Genomic DNA, 21,193 nt, shown 5'->3' on the forward strand with positions numbered 1-21,193 from the left:
TAATTAACTCAGATAAGGGGACCATGCCGGCTCTTGAACGTCACCCTCACGAGCAGGAAGCTTCATTCGTATTCTACCGTCTATAGAAACAATGCCTAATACCCCTTTATCCTGAATTCGTGTCGCATAAAGAACCAATCGACTGTTTGGAGATACTGAGGGAGATTCATCCAGACCAGAGAATGTCAGGCTGGCAATTGGACCACCTGAAGCATTTTGCAAACCAATATTAAAATTACGATCGTCTCGATGCAGCATCACAATGTTTTTCATATCCGGTGTGAATGATGCACGAGCATTATAATTTCCTTCAAAGGTTACTCGGCTTACCTGTCCATCAGCAAGTGATAAACGATAAACCTGAGGAGATCCCCCTCTTCCCGACGTAAACAGTAAACTGCGTCCATCCGGTGCAAAGCGAGGCTCTGTATCAATGGCATCACCAAAAGTGAGTTGTTTCATTGAACCAGAACTTAAATCAATACTGTAAATTTTGGGCGTGCCGGTCTTGGATAAAACAACTGCTAATTGGCGTCCATCGGGCGACCAGGCAGGTGCACCATTAATTCCAGGGAAACTGGTGATTAGACGACGCTGGCCTGATTCAACAGAAACAGTAAATATCTGTGCGCGTTTCTTTTCAAAAGAGACATAAGATATTGATCGGCCATCAGGAGACCACGAAGGAGACATTATCGGTTCGGAGGACACCAGCAAACTTTGAGGATTATGTCCATCTGCATCTGCTACCTCAAGTGAATAACGACTTCTTTGTCCGCCTCTTTGAACGGAAATGTAAGCAATGCGAGTAGAAAATATTCCGCGCTCACCAGTTAACTTCTGATACACTTCATCACTAATGTGATGTGCCAGTGGCCTGATCTCGTTAGCGCCTATCTGGTATGTTTTGGTAAGAAGGACATTCCCATTTGCAACCGCATCAGCAAGAGTAAAGCTGACTTCATAACGGTTACCCACTCTATTCACTCGACCTGTAACGACACTATCAGCACCCAGTTGGCGCAATACACCAATAGAGGATTGAGAATTGGCACCTTGTGGGCCGGAAACAATTTTAAATTGCCCCGACAGCGTCAAATCGTTTTCAATTACATGGGATATTTCTTCTGCGCCAGCATCTGATCCAAATGAATTAATCGCAATAGGTAAGGCAGAATTAATACCCTGAGTAAGTTCCAGATCCAGAGCATAAATCTGACTGGTACATAACATGAAAATAAGTGTTATCAATCGGTTAATCACGAGTTTTATCCCCTAACTTGTTCTGGTCGAACGGTTAAACTGATTTCACGAAACAAATTAAATGTTTCTGCGTCTGTTGGTACAGGAAGCGGTGATGCTTTATATATTGCTGTTTGTGCGGATCGGTCCAAAAGCGGATCGCCACTGCCACGAGTTAAAGTGACTTCTAACACTGTTCCATCAGGAGCAAGCCGAATTCGGAATTGGCTTGACATACTGCTGTCAGCATTTTCTGGTAAAATCCAGTTTTTACCAATCGCATTAACAATGAGTGCTTTATATTTATCAACTTCTCCGGCGATACGCGCCTGATTTTCTGCATTTTGTGCTGCTTGTTGCGCAGCCGCTGCCTCCGATTGTTTTTTTCGCTCCATATCCGCTTTTGCTTGTGCAGCACGTGCCTGATCGGCTCGAAGTTTCTCTGCTTTTGCTTGTTCTGATTTTAATTGCTCTGCTTTGGCTTTTTCTTCCAGTTTTTTCTTATTCAACTCTGCGAGCTTTTTTGCTTCCAGTGCTTGCTGCTTTACCAAAGCTTCTTTCTGTTTTTTTAGTTCTTCGATTCGTTTTGCTTCTAGAGCCTTTTGTTCAGCAAGTTCTTTTAAACGCTTCTTTTCTTCCTCTGCTTGCTTTTTACGTGCAATTGCAATTTTATTAGCCTCTTCCTTTAGCTTGGCAAGATGCTGTTGTTCTTTGATTCGTTGTTGTTTTGCGGCTTCAGCCTGACGTTTAAGCTCATTTTGGTGTTTTATTTCAGCTCTTTGCTTTTGTTCACGTTCCTGTTTTAATCGATTCACGGTATCCATTATTTCTTTATTATCAACACTCACTGCTTTTACCGCTTCCTGTTGCGGAACATTTGCCACAGGAAGCTGCATACCGGGAGTGGTTTTATGTTCAGCAGTTAACACGGGGCGCTGAGTTGATGAATCAGTCAATAATAAAATCACTAAAAAAAGATGAAGTGTTACTGCTGAAATGAATGCGTTACGATAACTGTTTGTGCCTATCATGCTTGACCCTCTGAAGGTTCATCCGATGAGTCAGTTAATAATCCAACTTGTTCTGCACCCGCCTGCTTGAGTAATGCCATTGCCTGAACAACTTTACCGTAAGCGACCCCTTGATCTCCCTTGACTAATACATTGAGCTTTTGACCCGATTGTTTCGCGAGCTCTAATTCTGCAGCAACCCGCACCACCAGCGCTTGAGCCTCTATTGGATCCGCAGGAGTACTGCTGATATTCAGGAAATAGGTACCTTGCTGGTTTACAGATACAATAATAGGTTCTCTGTCAGTTGGTTGCAGATTTTGGCTGGCTGCCTTGGGTAAGTCAACGGTCACTCCTTGAGTCAACATAGGCGCAGTAATCATAAAGATAACTAACAAAACCAACATAACATCAATATAAGGTACAACATTGATTTCTGAAATAGGACGGTCACGTTTGGTTTTTGCTTTAATCATTTGAGAATTATCCTCTTGAGGTACCCGATGTTTGTTGCTCAATCAGGGAAATAAGCTCTTCCTGGAATAAATCGAATCGGTTTAACAAGGTATTTGCTCGAGTAGTATAACGGTTGTATGCAATTACCGCAGGAATCGCCGTAAATAATCCAAGTGCAGTGGCAACCAGTGCCTCAGAAATACCAGGAGCCACCATGGCAATCGTAGCCTGCTGTGCATGCCCCAAAGCCTGGAACGAGGTCATGATCCCCCATACAGTGCCAAATAATCCGACATAGGGGGAAATAGAACCGACAGAAGCAAAAAAGGGTAAATGCTGCTCTAGTTTTTCGGCTTCTTTTGCATGGCTGATTTGCATAACCCGCTGAATTGGTTCAATTGCCACAGTTCCCTGCTTCCTAGCGCGAACAAACTCTTTAAATCCCGCATGAAATATTGCGGCCATTCCCTGATTTTCTTCAGAGTTGCTGTCGACATCAGCATAGAGTTTGCTTAGATCACTGCTGTCCCAAAACCTTCTGTTAAATGCATCAGTCAGTTGTTTCTTTCGGTTAAAAAACCATGCTCGTTGAAATATTAATGTCCATGATACGATCGATGCAGTGAGCAAGATGAGCATTACTGATTTAACGACCAGACCCGCCTGCATGAAATACATCAATACATTTGCTTGATTTCCCACTTTTTATCTCCAGTATCGAAGTTTTTTGTTATTCATTTCGTGTTGCAAATAAGTCGGGAAGTCGTTTTGGTTTTAAAAGACCATCAACACAGACTACTTTAATATTTGCCTCACAAATTAAATTGTTGTCTTCATTGTGTATCGTTTGATTAAACACGAAACTGCATTTATTTTGTTCACTAATTTGTGTTGATAGAGTCAATAAATCATCCAATCGTGCCGGGTACAGATATTTTATATTCAACTCACTAATAGCAAAAAGAACATTCTCATTCATCAGTTCGCTTAACAATAATCCGTTATGCCGCAACATTTCTGTTCTGGCTCGTTCAAAATAACGCAAATAATTTGGATGATAAACAATTCCCATATAATCCACGTCTTCAGCATAGACTCTTACACTGCTTTGATGTTTCGTTATATGATTCATTCATACTTCCTGTTGTTGTATCACTTCCAGGCCAAAATGCTGATACGCTCTGGGAGTCGCCATTCTACCGCGTGGAGTGCGCATTAGGAATCCTTGTTGTATTAAAAAAGGCTCTAAAACATCCTCAATAGTCCCTTTTTCTTCTCCAATAGCTGCTGCAATGCTGTCAACGCCCACCGGACCACCATTAAAACGCTCAATAACGGCTAACAGTAATTTTCTGTCCATCAGATCAAAACCATGTTGATCTACCTCCAACATTTCCAATGCTTTTTGGGCAATATCAAGGCTAATTATGCCACGCCCTTTAACTTCTGCATAATCTCGAACCCGCCTTAATAATCTATTAGCAATTCGTGGAGTCCCCCTTGAGCGCATGGCAATTTCTCTGGCACCCTCGGGTTCTGTCACCACATTCAATAATTCTGCAGATCGCGTGACAATTTGGGTTAGCGAATCTATAGAGTAATATTCAAGTCTCTGGACAATACCAAAACGGTCTCTTAATGGGGAAGTAAGCAATCCTGCCCGGGTTGTAGCTCCGATCAAAGTAAAAGGTGGCAGCTCCAGTTTTATTGAGCGCGCAGCCGGTCCCTCTCCAATCATAATATCGAGCTTATAATCCTCCATTGCAGGATAGAGAATTTCCTCTATTACAGGACTAAGTCGATGAATTTCATCAATAAAAAGAACATCATTCTGTTGAAGATTGGTTAATATCGCTGCAATATCTCCAGCGCGTTCGATAACAGGACCTGATGTCTGGCGAATATTGACACCCATTTCATGAGCAATAATATTGGCCAAAGTTGTTTTACCCAAGCCCGGCGGCCCAAAGATCAGCACATGATCCAATGCATCTTTTCTTCTTTTAGCTGCATCAATGAATATCTGCATCTGAGAGCTTACTGCATCCTGCCCAATGTATTCCTTTAGACTTAAAGGACGAATTGCCCGATCTATTGCTTCTTCAGAGGCAATACTCTGGGTACTGATTAAGCGATCACTTTCCAGCATAAGAGTCTTATTAGATTCACCCGAATTGAAAACATTTTAACATAGGTTTTTTTAATATCAGCTTTCTTTTATTAATTATTTCGTAATCAGCCACCAATCAGGATTAAGCGAGGTTATTGCCGATTATCTTTTAAAATAACATCACATCGTCTGTTTTGACACCTAATGCCTGACAAAAGTTCAATGACTCGTGCAATCACACGGTGATTATCTACCCTGACAAGGGTATTGATGCGGCCATAGATTGTTGAGTTGACACTGCATTGAATCGTTCTTGCCAACTCAGGATTACATTGCGTTTTAAAATAGTATCGGTTTGTCGATGTGGCAATGATGCCATATTTTTTTAAAAGCGTTCCAAATGGAATATTTGAACTCGTGATTTCGCCAACAAGTTCCTGAGGTAATTCCTTAAAATCGATTGTGATAAACGCCAGTTCCGCAATGAGCGACTCATTTAGTTCCTGAGCCATTTGTGGGTCATTACGCTGTTTATTCGAATCCAATAGCATCGTAATCAAACGAGAGTAGGTATGGCTACCCTGATTTTGATGAGCTTGTATGACACGAATAATTGCCTTTCTTTTATAATAGTTTTCAAGAGCCGGGGTTAATAATTGCTGCGTCAATAGGTCATTATAAGGTGCTGGCAAATGTTCTTGATTGATCTTTTGACTATTCCAATCACTCGTGTTCAAAAGCGAAGAAAACACATTCAGCTCACGCTGAATACTGTGGGGAGCCGATGGCTCTGATGTGGCATTCACACACTGTATTGTGCTAACCATCAATATTGAAATTAGAAAAAAATGAAACTTTCGATGCATGATATGTCCTTTTACCTAATGATAATTACTCTCACAAATGGAGAGAGCTACCTGCATTTATAGCTCAACCGCAGAACAATGACTTATAATCCTGATTCAGTTTATCAACAATTAATTATAAATTGCCTGTTCCGTATTTTTAGTTCATATTAATGTCTGTTACAAAAGTTCTGTAACTCCTGACTTAATTTAAAAATTTCATGATTATAGGATATTTAATGACCCCTACTGTTTATCTAAGCAATCAATTTATTCAACCAATTTTACCCCTTCTACTCCCCGAATGGCAGGTTATATCAGGTTGGGAGGAAAAATCTCACCTCGATAAAATAAAGGTTACAGCCTTGGCAACCACCGTCTGGGATCGCATCGATGAATCGTTCTTGTCTCAATTCCCAAATTTACAATTCATCAGCCACCTGGGTATAGGCACTGATAATATAGACAAAAACTATTTAAAAAAATACCAAATTACCCTTGTATCACAACCCCATGCAGGCGTTCACGATACCGCAGAGCTGGCAATCACATTAATGTTATCTTTGTCCAGAAAAATTATTGCGAACGATCGCTATACTCGTGCAAACCATTGGATTGATGGGAAGCCTCGATTTCTGGGAAACCATGTCTCTGGAAAACGATTGGGGCTGGTTGGTTTAGGCCAAATTGGGCTAACAATAGCTAAATTTGCTGATGCCCTGAACATGAATATTGCCTATACTGCGCGAAATAAGAAAGAATGTGCGTATTATTACTATCCTGATGTCAAAGCCCTCGCCAGTAACAGTGACATTCTCATACTCTGCTGTTCGGCCAATGCGGATTCACATCATCTGATCGATAAAACGGTTTTGGAACATTTAGGCCCACAGGGTTATCTTATTAATGTTGCCCGAGGAAGCATAGTCGATCAAAATGCCCTTATTGACGCGCTGACCAATAATATCATCGCCGGGGCTGGACTGGATGTATTCAGCAATGAACCAGAAGTTCCCCTGAGATTGCGTCAATTGGATAATGTGATTTTATCACCCCATATGGGTAGTTCGACTCGAGAGAATTTGAATAGCATGTTTCAATTACAAGCACAGCAGTTAAATCACTACATGGAGAGTGCTTCTTCTCAAAGAATCGCAATAGATAGCCCCGTTTAACTTTAATGTAACATCGACTCAATAATAAAGGACTATTATGACCACAACTTATATTCTCAACACCAACGATAAAGCAAGGGATCGCCTTTCGTTACAGCATCAACTCTATGCACAAAGCAGTAAAAACCTGATTCAGGAGGCTGGAATCAAACAAGGAATGAGCGGACTTGAAATTGGCTGCGGATCAGGAGCGATGACTCTTGAATTAGCCAAACTGATTGGACGCGAAGGATCTCTTCTCGCGATTGATTTAAGCCAATCACAACTGGATTATGTTCAAAATATCACCCGTGATTACTCTACAGTACGATTCAAGTTATGGGACGTTAATCACCTTTCAGATCTGGGCGAACAATTTGACTTTATATATTGCCGCATGGTACTTCATCATGTTGCAGATGCTCATTCAGTAATAGATCATATGGGGCAATGCCTGAAGCCAGGCGGTATAATCATTTGCGAGGAACCGTCTATATTTGACTCAACTTTTTGTTATCCGCCTTCCAAAGCATATGAGCAGTTTACTCAGTGGGTCAGAGCGTGTTTCGCAAAGAACAATCGTGATTATGAAGTGGCGCACCGTCTCGAACAGGAATTTGAATCATGTCATCTTTCAGTCACACATCATTCACTTTACCAACCCTTACTGAGAACAGCTCAAGAAAAATTGATTTACTCAATGGCATTAAACGATCTCATGCCCCAACTCATCGATATGCAGATTGCATCACAAGAAGAGATTGATGCCTTATCCCACGAACTAATCAATTTAGCTCAAACAGGAAACACCATGACCTGGATTCGGATGCATAAAATTATCGCTAAATTAAATTGATTTCAGTTTCTATTGGGCTATTCGGTTGAGTCTCTATTAAACCTGAATAGTCCAATAGTTCCAGCATTGAGATCTTTTTACCCGGCTACATTCTTATTTCGCCTTTCCACAAAATTAGTCACCAGCTTCCTTGCTCTATGAATTCGAGATCGCACTGTTCCAATCGGACAATTTAACTCTTGCGCAATATGCTCATAAGTGCACCCCTCAAAGACATGCATTCCGTAGCAAAGCCGTAAGTCCTCTGATAATTGAGAGACAGCAGACTCGATTTGATCTGTGATCTCAGTCGTCATTAGTTGATGCTCAGGTGAATTGTAAAATGAGGAATATTGTTCATCAACGAAATGAGCTTCAGAATCCAGACGCAAACTGGCTGAACGATAATAATTTTTAATCGTATTTTGAGTGATTTTATAAAGCCAGGTGGAGAACTGGCTCTTATCTTTAAAAAAATGCAAATTTCGGTACACTTTAAGTAATACTTCCTGAGCCAAATCTTTAGCATACGCCTGATCATTAATATAAAAATAAATAACTCGTTGCACTTTATGATCATATCGCTCAAGCAGTTGATTGTACGCGACAGAATTTCCATCTCTAGCCAGCTCAACTAAATACTCATCAGTATAAGCGTTGTCTCTATTCATAATATCCTCTTTAATCCTTTATACAATGCTTATCATGAACATAAAATAACAGTATGATTGAAGATTGGTCTTATAATTATCCATTTTGTATAATTATATACTATCTATTTGAAGATATATGATGAAGTTGTCGTAATTGATGTTCTGGAATCTGATCATTAAATAAAATAAATAATTTCTTTTTATCCAGAATGGATATTTGAATCAGTTGAAATAAGGTATTGTGGATGATAATGCGAAGCTCATCACAATCCTCTGTAACTCCATTTTTTGTTGTGATATACCATTTTTTGTTGCGGTAAATCATCGCAATAATGAAATTACTTGGATTTTTATTGATGAACTCCGGTATCATGTATATCGAAAGAGCAGCGCTTAAAGCCAGTTTGATGAGACTGAATAAAGAAGAATAAATAATTAAAGCCACTGTAAGAAAATATAAAATTAAAATCAAACGAAAATAAACTTTTGATTTAGTGGGTTTAAGTATTATTTCTGATGATAGTGACAATTTCATTTAGCTCAGCATCTTGTGGATCGGTATGTCCCATAAACCACGAAAATAATTCAGGATCCGTACAACTCAATAACCGATCAAACAACTTGAGTTCATACTCACTCAACAAATCCAAACCATGTTCCAAAAAACGCTGCAAAATAAGATCCAGCTCCAGCATACCGCGTCGGCAATGCCAGGTAATCCTCGCCCTTTCTCGTGAATCAAGCATGAAATATCTCAAAAATAGTAGTTGATTGTATTGTTATCATTATTGAATCTTAAATTCTAAAATGACTCTAAAATTATCCGTGCTGATGATACACTACTCGAATAATAAACGGAAACTTTGATATAACCATGAGCTTATTCCAAAATCACACTATAAATAATCGAATTTTGACAACAAACACTAATAATTGCCCTATTGAGCCACTTAAAAACTACTTTTTTGATTTATCATATCTTGGTTTAATCCAAATGGATGGAGAAAATGCCGTAGATTTTCTTCAAGGCCAATTAACCTGTGATTTAAACGCAGTATCAGACATACAAATGATACAAGGTGCACAATGCAACCTAAAAGGCCGCATCCTTTCACTTATGGATGTCATCAAATGGAATGGAATTAAATTAATTCTTCCCCAGGATATGATTGAGGCTACAGCTATTTCATTGAATAAAACGGCTCAACTGTCCAGAGTAACTCTAAAAGAATGTAATGAATTCAAAATTGCTGGATTTTATTTACAAAATTCTCAGGACATTGTACCTGATACCGATTTTTTCCCATCTGAATTCTACGCACTGTCTTATACGTCCAATTATTGCTATTACCACTTAGGTGATGGGTTTTACCTATTCATAGTGCCACAGAATGAATTCATTAATTTATCTGAATTATTTAAAGAGCGAGATCAGTATTTAGGCTCGATGACTTGGCATACCCTAAGATTAATGCACAAACAAATCGATATATATCCTGAATCCAGAGGACTGTTTCTACCTCATAGACTGGGTTTACATGAAACAAAATACATCAGCTTTAACAAAGGATGCTATAAAGGACAAGAAATTATAGCCAGAACGCAATACCGTGCGACTATAAAACATGAATTAAAAATCTTTATTATCCATACAGATGACACGATTTACTCAGGCCAAAAATTATTTCATTGCACTGATGAAATTGAAATTGGAGAATTAATCGATTATTCCAATTTAGGTACCAATCGATATTTGATCGCAGTAAGCATGCTTAAAGAACCCTTCGTCTCAGTTCGGTTTGAAGGTCAAAACAAAGAGGTTAGGCTTGAAATACCTACTATTTAAATATGTATACAGCAAACTGCATCGATAAACTGTGGCAATAAAACTAAGTGTAAGTGATACACACCGAAGTTCCTTAGCTTTGCTCAAGGAATACCGAACACCAGCGTAAATTCATAAGATCCCGCGGTCGAAGCCGCGGGAATTCGGGGGAAGTGCGAGCAAGAGATACACGCCAAGGTTCTGCGGTTTTGCTCGCGGAATCCAGAACACCAGCGTAAATTCATAAGATCCCGCGGTCGAAGCTGCGGGAATTCGGGTGAAGTGCGAGCAAAGGATACACGCCAAGGTTCTGCGGCTTTGCTCACGGAATCCAGAACACCAGCGTAAATTCATAAGATCCCGCGGTCGAAGCCGCGGGAATTCGGGGGAAGTGCGAGCAAGAGATACACGCCAAGGTTCTGCGGCTTTGCTCGCGGAATCCAGAACACCAGCGTAAATTTATTAGATCCCTTAGTCCCACCGCGGGAATTCGAAGCATGGTATTTGCTAACAACTCTACCGAATTCCCGCGGCTTCGACCGCGGGATCCATTGTTCTAGGGCTGTTTTCTGGATTTTGTGGTTAAAACCGTGGGACGTAAACTAGATGTGACCAAGAGACAATTGCAAGCAACCAGGCTAATGCCAAAATATTGATGATCCAGTGTGTCGAGATAAACCGGTTAAAAGATATATAAAATATTCAGCACAGTGCAGCAACAGGAGCGCCCTTCTTACTCGGGATGACGTAACCAAAAGAATATCAGCGTCTGATTTGTCTTATGCTTCTATATCTTAAAATCACAAAATTTACTGCTTTTGTCCCGGTAACATTCGTTTTAATATATTGTTTTTATCAATAAAATGATGTTTCAAAGCGCCAAGAACATGCAGGCAAATAAAAACAATTAAAATCCAGGCAATAACCTCATGTGATTCATTCATAAATTCAGCAAGGGATTTATCTGGTGTTATCCAGGGCAAGGGCATTTTAAAAAGACCAAAATAAGTGGGGATACGATCAGCAGCAACCGACATGATCCAGCCACTCATAGGCATAATAATTAAAAGAACATAAAAACTGTATTGCACGAAACGTGACAATACTTTTTCCCAAGATTTAACTGATTCAGGTAATGGGGGTTTTCCTTTGGCATGAACCCAAATAAAACGAATGAGCATCAAAAATAAAACGGTAATGCCAGTCGATTTATGGAGCATATACGCAGAACCCTGATATTGTTCTGGAATTTCATCTAGAAAAAAACCCATAAACAACATTCCAATAACGATCAGAGCAATACCCCAATGAAACCATTTAGACGTTGCCGAATACCCTGAATCACTTTTGCTTTCCACTAAATCACTCCTTGAATTATAAGTTAAATCAACCAAATGAATCTTAAAAATCCCATGTCATAATTAAATGTCTATGACATGGGATAATAATGATTTAAGACGCTTTTTCTGGTTTTGCATATGCTTGCAATGTGGTCTGCGTTAAATCCAGCAACTCCCTTATCGCAACAAAGAACATCGTGTAATTTAAAACCGTACTGGATTTTAAATCAGTCAGAATAAAACGCCAGCGCTCGATTAAAGCAGCATGAACAGTTCCCCAGGATTCCAACCGGGCTGCAAAATCCTTATTTTTAGCATCAAAACACATAATTCCTGAGGTTAATTGACGCTGTTGCCAATCCAGGTCATCTCGTAGGGCTTCCCTAGATAATGATTCCCAATGATTTTCAGTTGGATGAATAATAACTTGCGTTCTAATCCAGGATAAATCAAGGAACTCACCAATTCCAAAATATATTTCTGCAACTTTTTCAATACTCACATTGTTAGTATGTGCGAGTTCAATAATATCCGTGGCAGCAAATAATCCACGAGTAACTGTTAGTTCATGGGCCAAAGAAGGAGGTACTCCATCCTTAATCCGTTCTTCATACTGTTCTTGATATTGAGCTCGACCATGCTCCCCAAATACAGCAGGCATTGATTTTTTGAATTCAACAACCCCTTTGGAATACAGTTTGATCGTATGACTTACATCTAAAGATCTGCGTTGATTACGTAAAAACCACCGCGTGACTCTTCTTGAAAGACGTACATAAAGCATCATCATATCAATCTGTTGTTGCGCGCTGATTTTTGTTCCCAACTCCTCAATTTGTTTCCAGATGGATTCCAAATCAAGAACTGTACGTGCAATCATATAGGCTCTGACGATAGCAGATACGGGAGCACCAGTCTCATCCTGAAGTCTATACACATAAGTAAAGCCCATTTCATTGACGATAATATTGCTTAAACGAGTAGCAATAATTTCCCGTCTCAATGGGTGATCTTGCATTTGCTTGCTGAATCGCTCCTGCAATGGCTTGGGAAATGAATTAATCAAAATTTCATTCATGTAACTTTCTTCAGGAACATCAGACGCTAGAATTTGCTCCTTTAAGAGAGTCTTACTGTAACACATCAATACAGCAATACCTGGTCTACCCAGACCCTGCCCCATTAATTTACGTTCCGTTAATGCTTTATCATCAGGTAAAAATTCAAGATTACGATCTAATTTACCGGTCCTTTCGAGTTCATTCATATAACGTGACTGAAGCTCCAGCGAACGAAGCGCCTGTGATGCAGACAAGCTAATAGCTCGAGTTTGTAAAAAATTATCTCGAAGTACTAATTTTGACACTTCATCAGTCATTTCACCTAATAACTCATTTCGCTGTTTGGGAGTAAGATCTCCTGAAGCAACAATGGTATTCAGTAAAATTTTAATATTCACTTCTTTGTCAGAACAGTTCACCCCACCTGAGTTATCAATAAAATCTGTATAAACCATTCCGCCATGCAAGGTATATTCTACTCGAGCTAATTGAGTCAAACCCAAATTACCGCCCTCACCAATTACTTTACATCGCAATTGTTTGGCATTCACACGGGTTGAGTCATTGGTTCTATCGCCAACACTGGCATTTGATTCCAGACTTGATTTGACATAAGTACCGATACCACCACTCCAGAGCAAATCAACCTTGGCTTTTAAAATCGTTTTAATCAATTCATTAGGCTCAATTTCTGTTTGCTTTATGCCAAACACTTTTTGCATTTCTGGACTGACAGGAATTGATTTAGCGCTGCGATTGAATACACCGCCGCCCTTTGAAATCAATTTTTTATCGTAATCGGTCCAATTCGAGCGTGGTAAGTTAAATAATCGCTTTCGCTCATTATAACTGATAGCCGCATCTGGATTAGGATCGATAAAAATATGAAGATGGTTGAATGCACCAACTAACTTGATGTGGTTGGATAACAGCATACCATTACCAAATACATCTCCTGCCATATCGCCAATTCCAACAACAGTAAAATCGTTATTGTGAATATCAATATCCAGTTCATAGAAATGGCGTTTAACTGATTCCCATGCTCCCTTGGCTGTGATACCCATTTTTTTATGGTCGTATCCGACTGATCCGCCTGAAGCGAAAGCATCTCCAAGCCAGAAACCGTATTCCAATGAAATAGAATTGGCAATATCTGAAAATGTTGCAGTTCCTTTATCCGCCGCAACGACCAGATAGGGATCATCTTCATCATAGAACACAACATTTTGAGGTTTAACAATATGACCGTCTTTATAATTATCGGTAATATCCAGTAAACCTCGGATAAACAATTGATAGCAGCTAATGCCTTCGGCCATGATTTCTTCACGGGTTCCATTAACTGGTAAATGTTTGGGAACAAATCCGCCTTTAGCACCACTAGGGACAATAACGGAATTTTTAACCTGTTGCGCTTTCATTAAGCCAAGAATTTCAGTACGGAAATCTTCTCTACGATCCGACCAACGAAGTCCCCCGCGAGCAACTTTTCCACAACGTAAATGTACCCCTTCAAAACGTGGAGAATAGACAAATATCTCAAACATTGGATGAGGTTTAGGAACACCTGGAATAATTTTACTGTTTAATTTAATGGATATATAACTCTTGGAATTTCCATTCGAATCTACTTGATAAAAGTTAGTACGAAGAGTGGCATTAATTGCCTGAACGTATTGTCTGATAATTTTGTCTTCATCAAGATTCGAGACGTTATCAAGATCGTTTAAAATTTCAGCGGTCAGATCATTAAAGCGAGATTCTCTTTTATTATTTTCAAGAGGATTACATCGGATTTCAAAGAGTCTCACCAGTTTCTTCGCAATGTTTACATTGTTGTTTAACGCCATTTCCATATAGTCCTGGCTGAATGTAAAACCTATTTGCTTAAAGTATTTCGCATAAGTTCTTAAGATGGCCACTTCACGCCAATTAAGTCCAGCTGCTAAAACGAGTTGATTAAATCCATCATTTTCTGCATCACCAAACCAAACACGGGCAAATGCATTCTGGAATAACTCCTTGATTTCATCGACATTAAATTCAAACTCTTTATTATACTGCATGGCAAAATCGTTAATCCATGTCACTTTGCCATTTTCAAATTTAAGTACGTAAGGTCTTTCACTAATTGCCCTTAATCCCAGGTTTTCCAATATAGGCAATACATCAGATAATGCTATGGTACTGTCATGTTGATAGACCTTTAATCTGAAATTATTCTCGGATTCATCCAGAGGGCGATAAAAATTAATCCCTAAAGGATGTTCAGCGCAAAGACCATCGATATGCTTAATATCATATACAGCAGTACGTGGAGAAAAATTATCCCGATACGATATAGGAAAGGCGTTTTTGTATAATGCAAAATAGGCGTTTGCCTGTTCCTCACCATATGCTTCATGTAAATAATGTTGCAGATCGTCGGTCCATGAACGTCCTACATCAATCAACTTCTGTTCGATTTCCTTCAAATCATATTCTGGGCATTCCTGTGGGTTCACCTTAACAATAAAATGAATACGAGCCAGAACTGATTCCCCGAATAACGTAGAGAATGTAATTTCTTCAGCATGAAAACTCTCTGCCAATATGTTTTGCATGGCATGTCTTAACTCGGTATTAAAGCGATCTTTGGGTACATAAACCAGACACGAAATAAATCGTCTGTATACATCCTTGCGCGCAAACAGTCGAATTCTTTTTCTATCCTGCATGTAAAAAATACCCATAGCAATTTCAAGAAGTTCATCTTCTGAACCCTGAATCAAATCATCCCTGGGTAAGGTTTCAAGAATATTCAGTAAGACTTTTCCTGCATGACTACGTGGATTTAATTTAGAGTTCTCCATAATTAACGCCACTTTATGACGCAAAAATGGGATATGTCTGGGATTGGTGTGATAGGCCGCAGAAGTATATAAACCTATAATTCGCCGCTCTCCAATGACCTGCCCTTTAGAGTTAAATCGTTTAATACCGATATAATCCGTATAGGCATCTCTATGAACGCTAGCCAAAGTATTTGTTTTTGACATGACTAAGATTCGTGGAGATAAGGTTAATTCTCTAGCCTCCGGAGTCATTGCTGAGATACTGCGAGTTGAAGCTTTATTTGTAGATTCCCGTAATACGCCCAGACCGGTTTCAGGAATAGCCTGCAATATGGTTTCTTTACCTTTCTGGATTAATTCGTAATCTCGAATTCCGAGGAAAGTAAAATGATGATCTTCTATCCAGGTCAGAAAAGCTTTGGTTTCTTCAAGCTCGTCAGGATCGACCACCTTGGATACGTGATCCAGTTCTTTGATTGCTTCCCTGACTTCAGCTCTCATTTTTTCCCAATCTTCAAACACAGCCCTATTATCGTCTAGTACTCGTTCAAAGTTTTTATGCAATTCCTCAAGTACTAAAGGATCAGTCTGACGGTCAATTTCTATAAATATAGGCGCTTCATGCAGCACATTTTTTTCTTCAACAGCCAGTCCATTGCGCGGTAAAATATCGCACACGTGATTGTGGCTATCTCTTTTAACCCGGATGCCGCCCATATGAATTATAAGATGAGAAGTCAGCCCCATTCGATTTATTACCATACGCAATGAATCAACAATAAAGGGCATGTCATCGCAAATAATTTCCACAACAGTATGCGTTGTCTGCCAACCGTGGCGCTCAAAATCCGGATTATAAATTTTAATCTTGGTTTCCCTTGGGGAACGTTCAACGATTAACGACCAAAAATTGACTACCGCACCATACAGATCATCGATATCCCATTCACGAAGATCTTCCAGGGCAACAGTTCCATATAATTGTTTGGAAAACTCAGCACAAAATCCTGCCTGCTCACCGGTCATAGAATGTTTTATTTTTTCTACAACAGCGTCAATTATTACGTCTTTACCCTCTTCAAATTTATAGGACATTAGTTCACCCCGTCAGATTTTTATATGCTCTGCAGCATTAATTATTGTTTAAATTATTGAATATATACCAATGTATCCGTTGTAACCCAGTTTGCCAGCTCAATCACTGCATTGTTATTTAAACGGATGCAGCCATGAGAGCCTGGTATGCCCAATCGCGTTGAATCAGGAGTACCATGAATGTAGATATATCGCTCCAGAGTATCTACATTGCCACCTTTATTTCGTCCTGGCTCCAAGCCTTCCAGTTGTATTATTCGCGTTAATATCCAGTCTCTGCCAGGAAATTGTTCAGCTAATTGCTCTGAGTACATTTCCCCCGTCCATTTTCTTGCAACCAATACACTATTAACCTGATGTTCCAATCCAATAATAGAATAGACTCTGTGCCATCCTCTCGGAGTGCACTCGCTATTTTTCATTTCTCCTGCGCCATTCTTTCCAGTAGACACTGGGTAAGTAAAAGTCAGGTTTTTATTTTCAAAACCATTCATTTCCTGTTGAGCAATAGAAATATAAATTGTTTTGCCGTTTTTTTTCATCTTATGCATCACTGATCGCAATTGTTTTTGTATTAACGAATTCTAAAATCCCTTCACGCGACAACTCTCTACCATAACCGGAGTGTTTTATTCCTCCAAACGGTAATCGAGGGTCAGATGCAACAAAACTGTTTACAAAACAGACGCCTGCTTCAATCTCATTTGCAGCAATCCATTCACCTTTGCTTACATCTCGTGTAAATACAGCAGCCCCCAAACCGTACTTACCGCTGTTAGCAAAAGAAATGGCTTCTTCCTCATTTTCAACAGCACAGATTGAAATTACCGGGCCAAACAGTTCTTCATCGAAAGCAGTCATACCTGGTTTAATACCTGTTAATACTGTAGGAGGATAATAAAAACCCTTACCATCGGGAATTATACCACCTAGCAATAATTTAGCACCTTGTTTAATCGATTTTTCTACTTGATTGTGAAGATTATCACGCAAATCCTTGCGAGCGAGCGGACCAAGATTGGTTTCAGGATCCAGTGGGTTCCCCATTTTATATGAAGGTATGTGTTCCATGATCTTATGAACTAATTCATTTTCGATAATGTTCACTACAATTACGCGCTTTGCTGCTATACACACCTGGCCGGAATTATTTAACCTTGAAGCCACTATAGCTCGAGCGGCCAAATCAGTATCAGCATCTTCGAGGATTAAATACGGATCCGATCCACCCAGTTCCAGCACAGATTTTTTTAAATATTTACCGGCTTGTGATGCAACAGCACTTCCTGCCAGTTCACTTCCAGTAAGGGTAATTCCGGAAACATATGGATTTTGAATGACTTTAGCCGCACCCTCATTATCAACAATAAGGTGTTGAAAAAGATTCATCGGAAAATCAGCTTCTTTGAATAAGCGTTCAATTTGTTTACCAGTACCAGACGATATGGGTGCATGTTTTAGGATTGCAGCATTGCCAGCCATTATCGTTGGGACTGAAAAACGAAATACCTGCCAAAAGGGAAAATTCCATGGCATTATTCCAAAAACGATTCCTAAAGGCCTGTAACAGACTTTTGCGGTACATTTTTCAGTGCCAATAATTCTCGAGGCGAGATAGGATTCAGCATGTTCCGCATAGTGTGAGCATACCCAGGCACATTTTTCAATTTCAGCTATACCCGCAGTAATTGGCTTCCCCATTTCCAAGCTCATCAAATGAGCCAACTCCTCCTTATTGATTTTCAATCGTTCGGCCAACTGGAGCATTAATTTTCGTCTCAAACTAAATGGCGTCTTTTTCCAGGATAAATACGCATTATGCCCAGCTTCTAATTTAGAGTTAATTGCATCATCATCAAGACATTCATATTCTGCTAAAATGTGCTCAGTTGCTGGATTAATAGTCTGAATTTTCATTTAGTCACCATGTGTAAGAAACATTATTAAAGTTTTACATCATCCACTACATACTATTTTAGCTAAAGTGAGCAACACTCCTTGCACTTTACTTTTGATTGTTGATACTATTTTTATATTCTATGCTGTTTTACTGTATTGAACAGCATTATAGTTCAATAAGTTAATTTAATTAATTAACCCCGGGATAATTAATGAATCAGATCAAACCACCATTTAGTCCAATGCAATATATGGCAGCATGGGCTGTGCATCTATTTACTGCCAGTGGCGCGTTTATTGGGGTTGTTACCTTAGCAAAAATCTATCAACAGGAATATGTGATTGCATTGTGGCTCATGGCATTAACGGTGTTTATTGACGCTGTCGATGGCACGTTTGCCCGTTTATCTCATGTCAAAACAGTATTACCCAAAATTGATGGGGCTTTGTTGGATAATATTGTAGATTACCTAAATTATGTCATAACACCTTGTTTTTTCTTATTCGTGAAACCTGGTATGCTGCCTACTGACTATGCCGCATTCATCATTGGAGCGATCACCATCACTTCCGCGTACCAGTTTTGCCAGGATGATGCGAAAACCCCTGATCACTTTTTTAAAGGGTTCCCTTGTTACTGGAATATTGCCGTTTTTTACATGTTTATTTTTAATACATCAATGACATTAAACGCTATTCTTTTATCAATATTTTGTGTGTTAATCTTTGTACCAGTCAAATACGTCTACCCTTCAAGACTTGATTATCTCACTGACTCAAGAGTACTTAAAATCCTGATGCATTGCTGCTCGGCAATTTACGGCGTCAGCTCAGCATGTCTGCTTATTTATTATCCTGATACCAGTACTATCTGGCTGACATTGTCTCTGGGTTACATAGCCATGTATTTATTTTTAAGTTTTTATAGAACTTATTCACCTATGATAAAAGCAAAAATATCTGCAAATAGAGATTTATAGTTCAATTTTTTCATTCCAGGATAGACTTTGCTCCTATTATGATTAAAATAGCAACTAAAGTGTTTTTCTAGAGGAAATTATGACATTATTTAACCAAATTAATAAAATACTATTATTATCCCTATTATTTATCAATTCTGCTCACTCTGTTTCTGTATTTCCAAGAGGGTGTGAAGTATCAGGTTTCGGATACCAACAAAACTTTTTAATTTTAAATGAAACTGGTCAGCAATCTTATTATTTAATTCAAAACCGATCTGACGCTAAAATTGAATTGGAGCGTCATGAAACTGGTGATGTATTTATGAGCCCTCCCTTGCAAGCAACTCTCGAACCAATGAATTGGGCAGCTTTTGCTTCTGATGTTAAAAATTTAAATTTCAAGTGCTATAAACATATAGAAGAAAATACTACAACCGTTGATTGTCGTGATGTGCTTGAAGTATGCCAGTATCCAAGAGTCAGATTTGCATTGAGTAATATGGGCAACTACTGGATTTCTTCAAATAAATCTCAAAATGATGTGATCCAGGATTCTGTAGCTAAAGGAATCTATTTAAAATGGTGATCAGTGTCTAAAAATAACTACGATATTCACTTCATTATTTTTGGTATTGTTGGAGCGCTGATCATATTGTATGGGCACAATCAGGTTTACCCCCAGCCCTTCTATATTTTCGGCTCTCTGGCCTTGTTATTCACTGCAATACATTTCAAGCTCATTTATTTTATTGCTTTAGAGTTAATACTGGCCGCAGGACATTCGGCTATTTTATTGGATATTGGACCTAACACCCAATTTGCTCTTCCCATCTTTCTATGCGTCCAACTCTTCATTTTTTATTTAATGATTGGTAAAGAAAACATTTTTTTATTACTTATTGGAATTACTGGAATTGCCCTTCTTTCATTTGGATTTGCTTACAATAATCAATGGATATTTTTTTCAGGTAGTTCATTTGTCGCAATTTATGCATATTACAACGCGATTGGCGGGCAATATGCTTCTTATATTTGGGCTGTACTGAATACTTTATTTTCGTTTATAGCCTTGTATAAATTAATTTTTTATTAATCTGGAATTATTATGAGTCGAACTGAATCAACTATGTTGGAATTGGGAACAAAAGCACCTGCTTTTAAGCTATTGGATGTATTATCAGGGCAGGATGTTACATTAAGACAGTCTTCAGATTACAAAGCCACTGTGATTATGTTCATCTGCAATCATTGTCCTTATGTAAAACACATTAATGCTGAGCTTACCCGCTTGGCTAACGATTATTTACCCAAAGGAGTACAGTTTTTAGCGATTAATTCAAATGATGTCGAAAACTATCCCGATGATTCACCTGAAAATATGATTACTACCGCCCAAGCTCATCACTTTCCTTTTCCTTATCTTTATGATGAAACTCAGGAAGTAGCGACTGCATATCACGCAGCATGTACACCCGACTTTTTTGTATTTGATCAGAGTTTGTCTCTCATATACAGAGGACAATTGGATGATTCAAGGCCAGGTAATTCTATTCCAGTAACTGGAGATTCCATTCGAATGGCTCTGGACTGTCTGCTCGCAGACAAACCTTTAAATTTTGTCCAAAAACCCAGCCTCGGATGCAATATCAAGTGGAAGTCAATTTAGAGATGAAATTAAATTACATCAAGACTAACATCGATTCAAAACCAAAAATGTTCACAATTGCGCTATTATCGATACTTGGCGTGGTAATCCCCCCGAAAAATAATTGATGCCAAAAATAGAATTTTCTCATAATCTATGCTGGAGGAGATTCTGCATGAAAAGATCAAAATTTAGTGACAATCAAATACTATCGATTCTAAAAC

The 21,193-nt window shown here is 39.0% G+C and carries 21 protein-coding genes; 7 read left to right on the forward strand and 14 right to left on the reverse strand.

Annotated elements, in window-relative coordinates:
• Positions 1-3 precede the first annotated feature (3 nt).
• The 7 genes from tolB to ELY21_RS13930 form a co-directional block, all read right to left on the reverse strand.
• Entirely contained in the window at positions 4-1,263 is a 1,260-nt protein-coding gene (tolB, locus tag ELY21_RS13900) for a Tol-Pal system beta propeller repeat protein TolB (protein ID WP_127110423.1), read from the reverse strand.
• 5 nt (positions 1,264-1,268) lie between these two features.
• Complete coding sequence (gene tolA, locus ELY21_RS13905; RefSeq protein ID WP_127110425.1) at positions 1,269-2,273, reverse strand: cell envelope integrity protein TolA; 1,005 nt, start codon at positions 2,271-2,273, stop codon at positions 1,269-1,271.
• Complete coding sequence (gene tolR, locus ELY21_RS13910; protein ID WP_028384702.1) at positions 2,270-2,728, reverse strand: protein TolR; 459 nt, start codon at positions 2,726-2,728, stop codon at positions 2,270-2,272. The genes tolA and tolR overlap by 4 nt, the downstream gene beginning before the upstream one ends.
• A gap of 7 nt (positions 2,729-2,735) precedes the next feature.
• Complete coding sequence (gene tolQ, locus ELY21_RS13915) at positions 2,736-3,410, reverse strand: protein TolQ (protein WP_199741725.1); 675 nt, start codon at positions 3,408-3,410, stop codon at positions 2,736-2,738.
• Positions 3,411-3,438: 28 nt separating this feature from the next.
• Positions 3,439-3,840: a YbgC/FadM family acyl-CoA thioesterase gene (locus ELY21_RS13920; protein ID WP_127110427.1), complete on the reverse strand. Its 402-nt coding sequence runs from the start codon at positions 3,838-3,840 to the stop codon at positions 3,439-3,441.
• Positions 3,841-4,857, reverse strand: a complete 1,017-nt coding sequence (ruvB, locus tag ELY21_RS13925) for a Holliday junction branch migration DNA helicase RuvB (protein ID WP_127110428.1) — start codon at positions 4,855-4,857, stop codon at positions 3,841-3,843.
• A 113-nt stretch (positions 4,858-4,970) separates the two neighbouring features.
• On the reverse strand, positions 4,971-5,684 hold the full coding sequence (locus ELY21_RS13930) for a hypothetical protein (protein ID WP_127110430.1): 714 nt from the start codon (positions 5,682-5,684) through the stop codon (positions 4,971-4,973).
• 218 nt (positions 5,685-5,902) lie between these two features.
• Between ELY21_RS13930 and ELY21_RS13935 the strand changes: the two genes are divergently transcribed.
• Together ELY21_RS13935 and ELY21_RS13940 are read left to right on the forward strand one after the other, a co-directional pair.
• On the forward strand, positions 5,903-6,838 hold the full coding sequence (locus ELY21_RS13935) for an NAD(P)-dependent oxidoreductase (RefSeq protein ID WP_127110432.1): 936 nt from the start codon (positions 5,903-5,905) through the stop codon (positions 6,836-6,838).
• A gap of 37 nt (positions 6,839-6,875) precedes the next feature.
• Positions 6,876-7,673 (forward strand): bifunctional 2-polyprenyl-6-hydroxyphenol methylase/3-demethylubiquinol 3-O-methyltransferase UbiG, encoded by a 798-nt coding sequence (locus tag ELY21_RS13940; RefSeq protein ID WP_127110433.1) that lies wholly within the window; start codon positions 6,876-6,878, stop codon positions 7,671-7,673.
• 77 nt (positions 7,674-7,750) lie between these two features.
• Here the strand turns inward: ELY21_RS13940 and ELY21_RS13945 are convergent, their stop codons facing one another.
• The 3 genes from ELY21_RS13945 to ELY21_RS13955 form a co-directional block, all read right to left on the reverse strand.
• Positions 7,751-8,323: a sigma-70 family RNA polymerase sigma factor gene (locus ELY21_RS13945; protein ID WP_127110435.1), complete on the reverse strand. Its 573-nt coding sequence runs from the start codon at positions 8,321-8,323 to the stop codon at positions 7,751-7,753.
• A 100-nt stretch (positions 8,324-8,423) separates the two neighbouring features.
• Positions 8,424-8,840, reverse strand: a complete 417-nt coding sequence (locus tag ELY21_RS13950; RefSeq protein WP_127110436.1) for a hypothetical protein — start codon at positions 8,838-8,840, stop codon at positions 8,424-8,426.
• Positions 8,806-9,051, reverse strand: a complete 246-nt coding sequence (locus ELY21_RS13955; RefSeq protein ID WP_127110438.1) for a succinate dehydrogenase assembly factor 2 — start codon at positions 9,049-9,051, stop codon at positions 8,806-8,808. Before ELY21_RS13955 ends, ELY21_RS13950 begins: the two co-directional genes overlap by 35 nt.
• A gap of 128 nt (positions 9,052-9,179) precedes the next feature.
• Between ELY21_RS13955 and ELY21_RS13960 the strand changes: the two genes are divergently transcribed.
• Complete coding sequence (locus ELY21_RS13960; RefSeq protein WP_127110440.1) at positions 9,180-10,151, forward strand: folate-binding protein YgfZ; 972 nt, start codon at positions 9,180-9,182, stop codon at positions 10,149-10,151.
• Between the two features lie 788 nt (positions 10,152-10,939).
• Here ELY21_RS13960 and ELY21_RS13965 read toward each other — a convergent pair.
• The 4 genes from ELY21_RS13965 to ELY21_RS13980 all read right to left on the reverse strand — a co-directional run bounded on the left by ELY21_RS13965 (position 10,940) and on the right by ELY21_RS13980 (position 18,380).
• On the reverse strand, positions 10,940-11,488 hold the full coding sequence (locus tag ELY21_RS13965; protein ID WP_127110442.1) for a cytochrome b: 549 nt from the start codon (positions 11,486-11,488) through the stop codon (positions 10,940-10,942).
• A 94-nt stretch (positions 11,489-11,582) separates the two neighbouring features.
• Positions 11,583-16,463, reverse strand: coding sequence for an NAD-glutamate dehydrogenase (locus tag ELY21_RS13970; RefSeq protein ID WP_127110444.1), 4,881 nt, complete (start codon positions 16,461-16,463; stop codon positions 11,583-11,585).
• Positions 16,464-16,516: 53 nt separating this feature from the next.
• Complete coding sequence (locus ELY21_RS13975) at positions 16,517-17,005, reverse strand: L,D-transpeptidase (RefSeq protein ID WP_127110446.1); 489 nt, start codon at positions 17,003-17,005, stop codon at positions 16,517-16,519.
• 1 nt (position 17,006) lies between these two features.
• A complete protein-coding gene (locus ELY21_RS13980; protein WP_127110448.1) occupies positions 17,007-18,380 on the reverse strand; it encodes an NAD-dependent succinate-semialdehyde dehydrogenase in 1,374 nt (457 codons plus the stop codon).
• Positions 18,381-18,574: 194 nt separating this feature from the next.
• On the opposite strand from ELY21_RS13980, the gene pcsA reads away from it, so the two are divergent.
• The 4 genes from pcsA (at position 18,575) to ELY21_RS14000 (ending at position 20,990) form a co-directional block, all read left to right on the forward strand.
• A complete protein-coding gene (gene pcsA, locus ELY21_RS13985) occupies positions 18,575-19,342 on the forward strand; it encodes a phosphatidylcholine synthase (RefSeq protein ID WP_127110450.1) in 768 nt (255 codons plus the stop codon).
• A gap of 79 nt (positions 19,343-19,421) precedes the next feature.
• Entirely contained in the window at positions 19,422-19,910 is a 489-nt protein-coding gene (locus tag ELY21_RS13990; protein ID WP_127110452.1) for an enhanced entry protein EnhB, read from the forward strand.
• 3 nt (positions 19,911-19,913) lie between these two features.
• Positions 19,914-20,417, forward strand: coding sequence for a hypothetical protein (locus ELY21_RS13995; protein WP_199741726.1), 504 nt, complete (start codon positions 19,914-19,916; stop codon positions 20,415-20,417).
• Positions 20,418-20,429: 12 nt separating this feature from the next.
• On the forward strand, positions 20,430-20,990 hold the full coding sequence (locus ELY21_RS14000) for a thioredoxin family protein (RefSeq protein WP_127110454.1): 561 nt from the start codon (positions 20,430-20,432) through the stop codon (positions 20,988-20,990).
• The last annotated feature ends 203 nt before the right edge of the window (positions 20,991-21,193 follow it).

Source organism: Legionella sp. km535, from assembly GCF_003990085.1.
In the GTDB taxonomy this organism is placed as follows: Bacteria; Pseudomonadota; Gammaproteobacteria; order Legionellales; family Legionellaceae; genus Legionella; species Legionella moravica.

What these genes read in the sequence shown, in the direction of transcription:
- ELY21_RS13960 (WP_127110440.1), top strand. Translation starts at nt 9,180, where the DNA reads ATGAGCTTATTCCAAAATCACACTATAAATAATCGAATTTTGACAACA.
- ELY21_RS14000 (WP_127110454.1), top strand. Translation starts at nt 20,430, where the DNA reads ATGAGTCGAACTGAATCAACTATGTTGGAATTGGGAACAAAAGCACCT.
- ELY21_RS13990 (WP_127110452.1), top strand. Translation starts at nt 19,422, where the DNA reads ATGACATTATTTAACCAAATTAATAAAATACTATTATTATCCCTATTA.
- tolA (WP_127110425.1), bottom strand. Translation starts at nt 2,273, where the DNA reads ATGATAGGCACAAACAGTTATCGTAACGCATTCATTTCAGCAGTAACA.
- ELY21_RS13935 (WP_127110432.1), top strand. Translation starts at nt 5,903, where the DNA reads ATGACCCCTACTGTTTATCTAAGCAATCAATTTATTCAACCAATTTTA.
- ELY21_RS13950 (WP_127110436.1), bottom strand. Translation starts at nt 8,840, where the DNA reads ATGAAATTGTCACTATCATCAGAAATAATACTTAAACCCACTAAATCA.
- tolR (WP_028384702.1), bottom strand. Translation starts at nt 2,728, where the DNA reads ATGATTAAAGCAAAAACCAAACGTGACCGTCCTATTTCAGAAATCAAT.
- ELY21_RS13955 (WP_127110438.1), bottom strand. Translation starts at nt 9,051, where the DNA reads ATGCTTGATTCACGAGAAAGGGCGAGGATTACCTGGCATTGCCGACGC.
- ELY21_RS13940 (WP_127110433.1), top strand. Translation starts at nt 6,876, where the DNA reads ATGACCACAACTTATATTCTCAACACCAACGATAAAGCAAGGGATCGC.
- ELY21_RS13930 (WP_127110430.1), bottom strand. Translation starts at nt 5,684, where the DNA reads ATGCATCGAAAGTTTCATTTTTTTCTAATTTCAATATTGATGGTTAGC.
- ELY21_RS13980 (WP_127110448.1), bottom strand. Translation starts at nt 18,380, where the DNA reads ATGAAAATTCAGACTATTAATCCAGCAACTGAGCACATTTTAGCAGAA.
- pcsA (WP_127110450.1), top strand. Translation starts at nt 18,575, where the DNA reads ATGAATCAGATCAAACCACCATTTAGTCCAATGCAATATATGGCAGCA.
- ruvB (WP_127110428.1), bottom strand. Translation starts at nt 4,857, where the DNA reads ATGCTGGAAAGTGATCGCTTAATCAGTACCCAGAGTATTGCCTCTGAA.
- ELY21_RS13920 (WP_127110427.1), bottom strand. Translation starts at nt 3,840, where the DNA reads ATGAATCATATAACGAAACATCAAAGCAGTGTAAGAGTCTATGCTGAA.
- ELY21_RS13970 (WP_127110444.1), bottom strand. Translation starts at nt 16,463, where the DNA reads ATGTCCTATAAATTTGAAGAGGGTAAAGACGTAATAATTGACGCTGTT.
- ELY21_RS13975 (WP_127110446.1), bottom strand. Translation starts at nt 17,005, where the DNA reads ATGAAAAAAAACGGCAAAACAATTTATATTTCTATTGCTCAACAGGAA.
- ELY21_RS13945 (WP_127110435.1), bottom strand. Translation starts at nt 8,323, where the DNA reads ATGAATAGAGACAACGCTTATACTGATGAGTATTTAGTTGAGCTGGCT.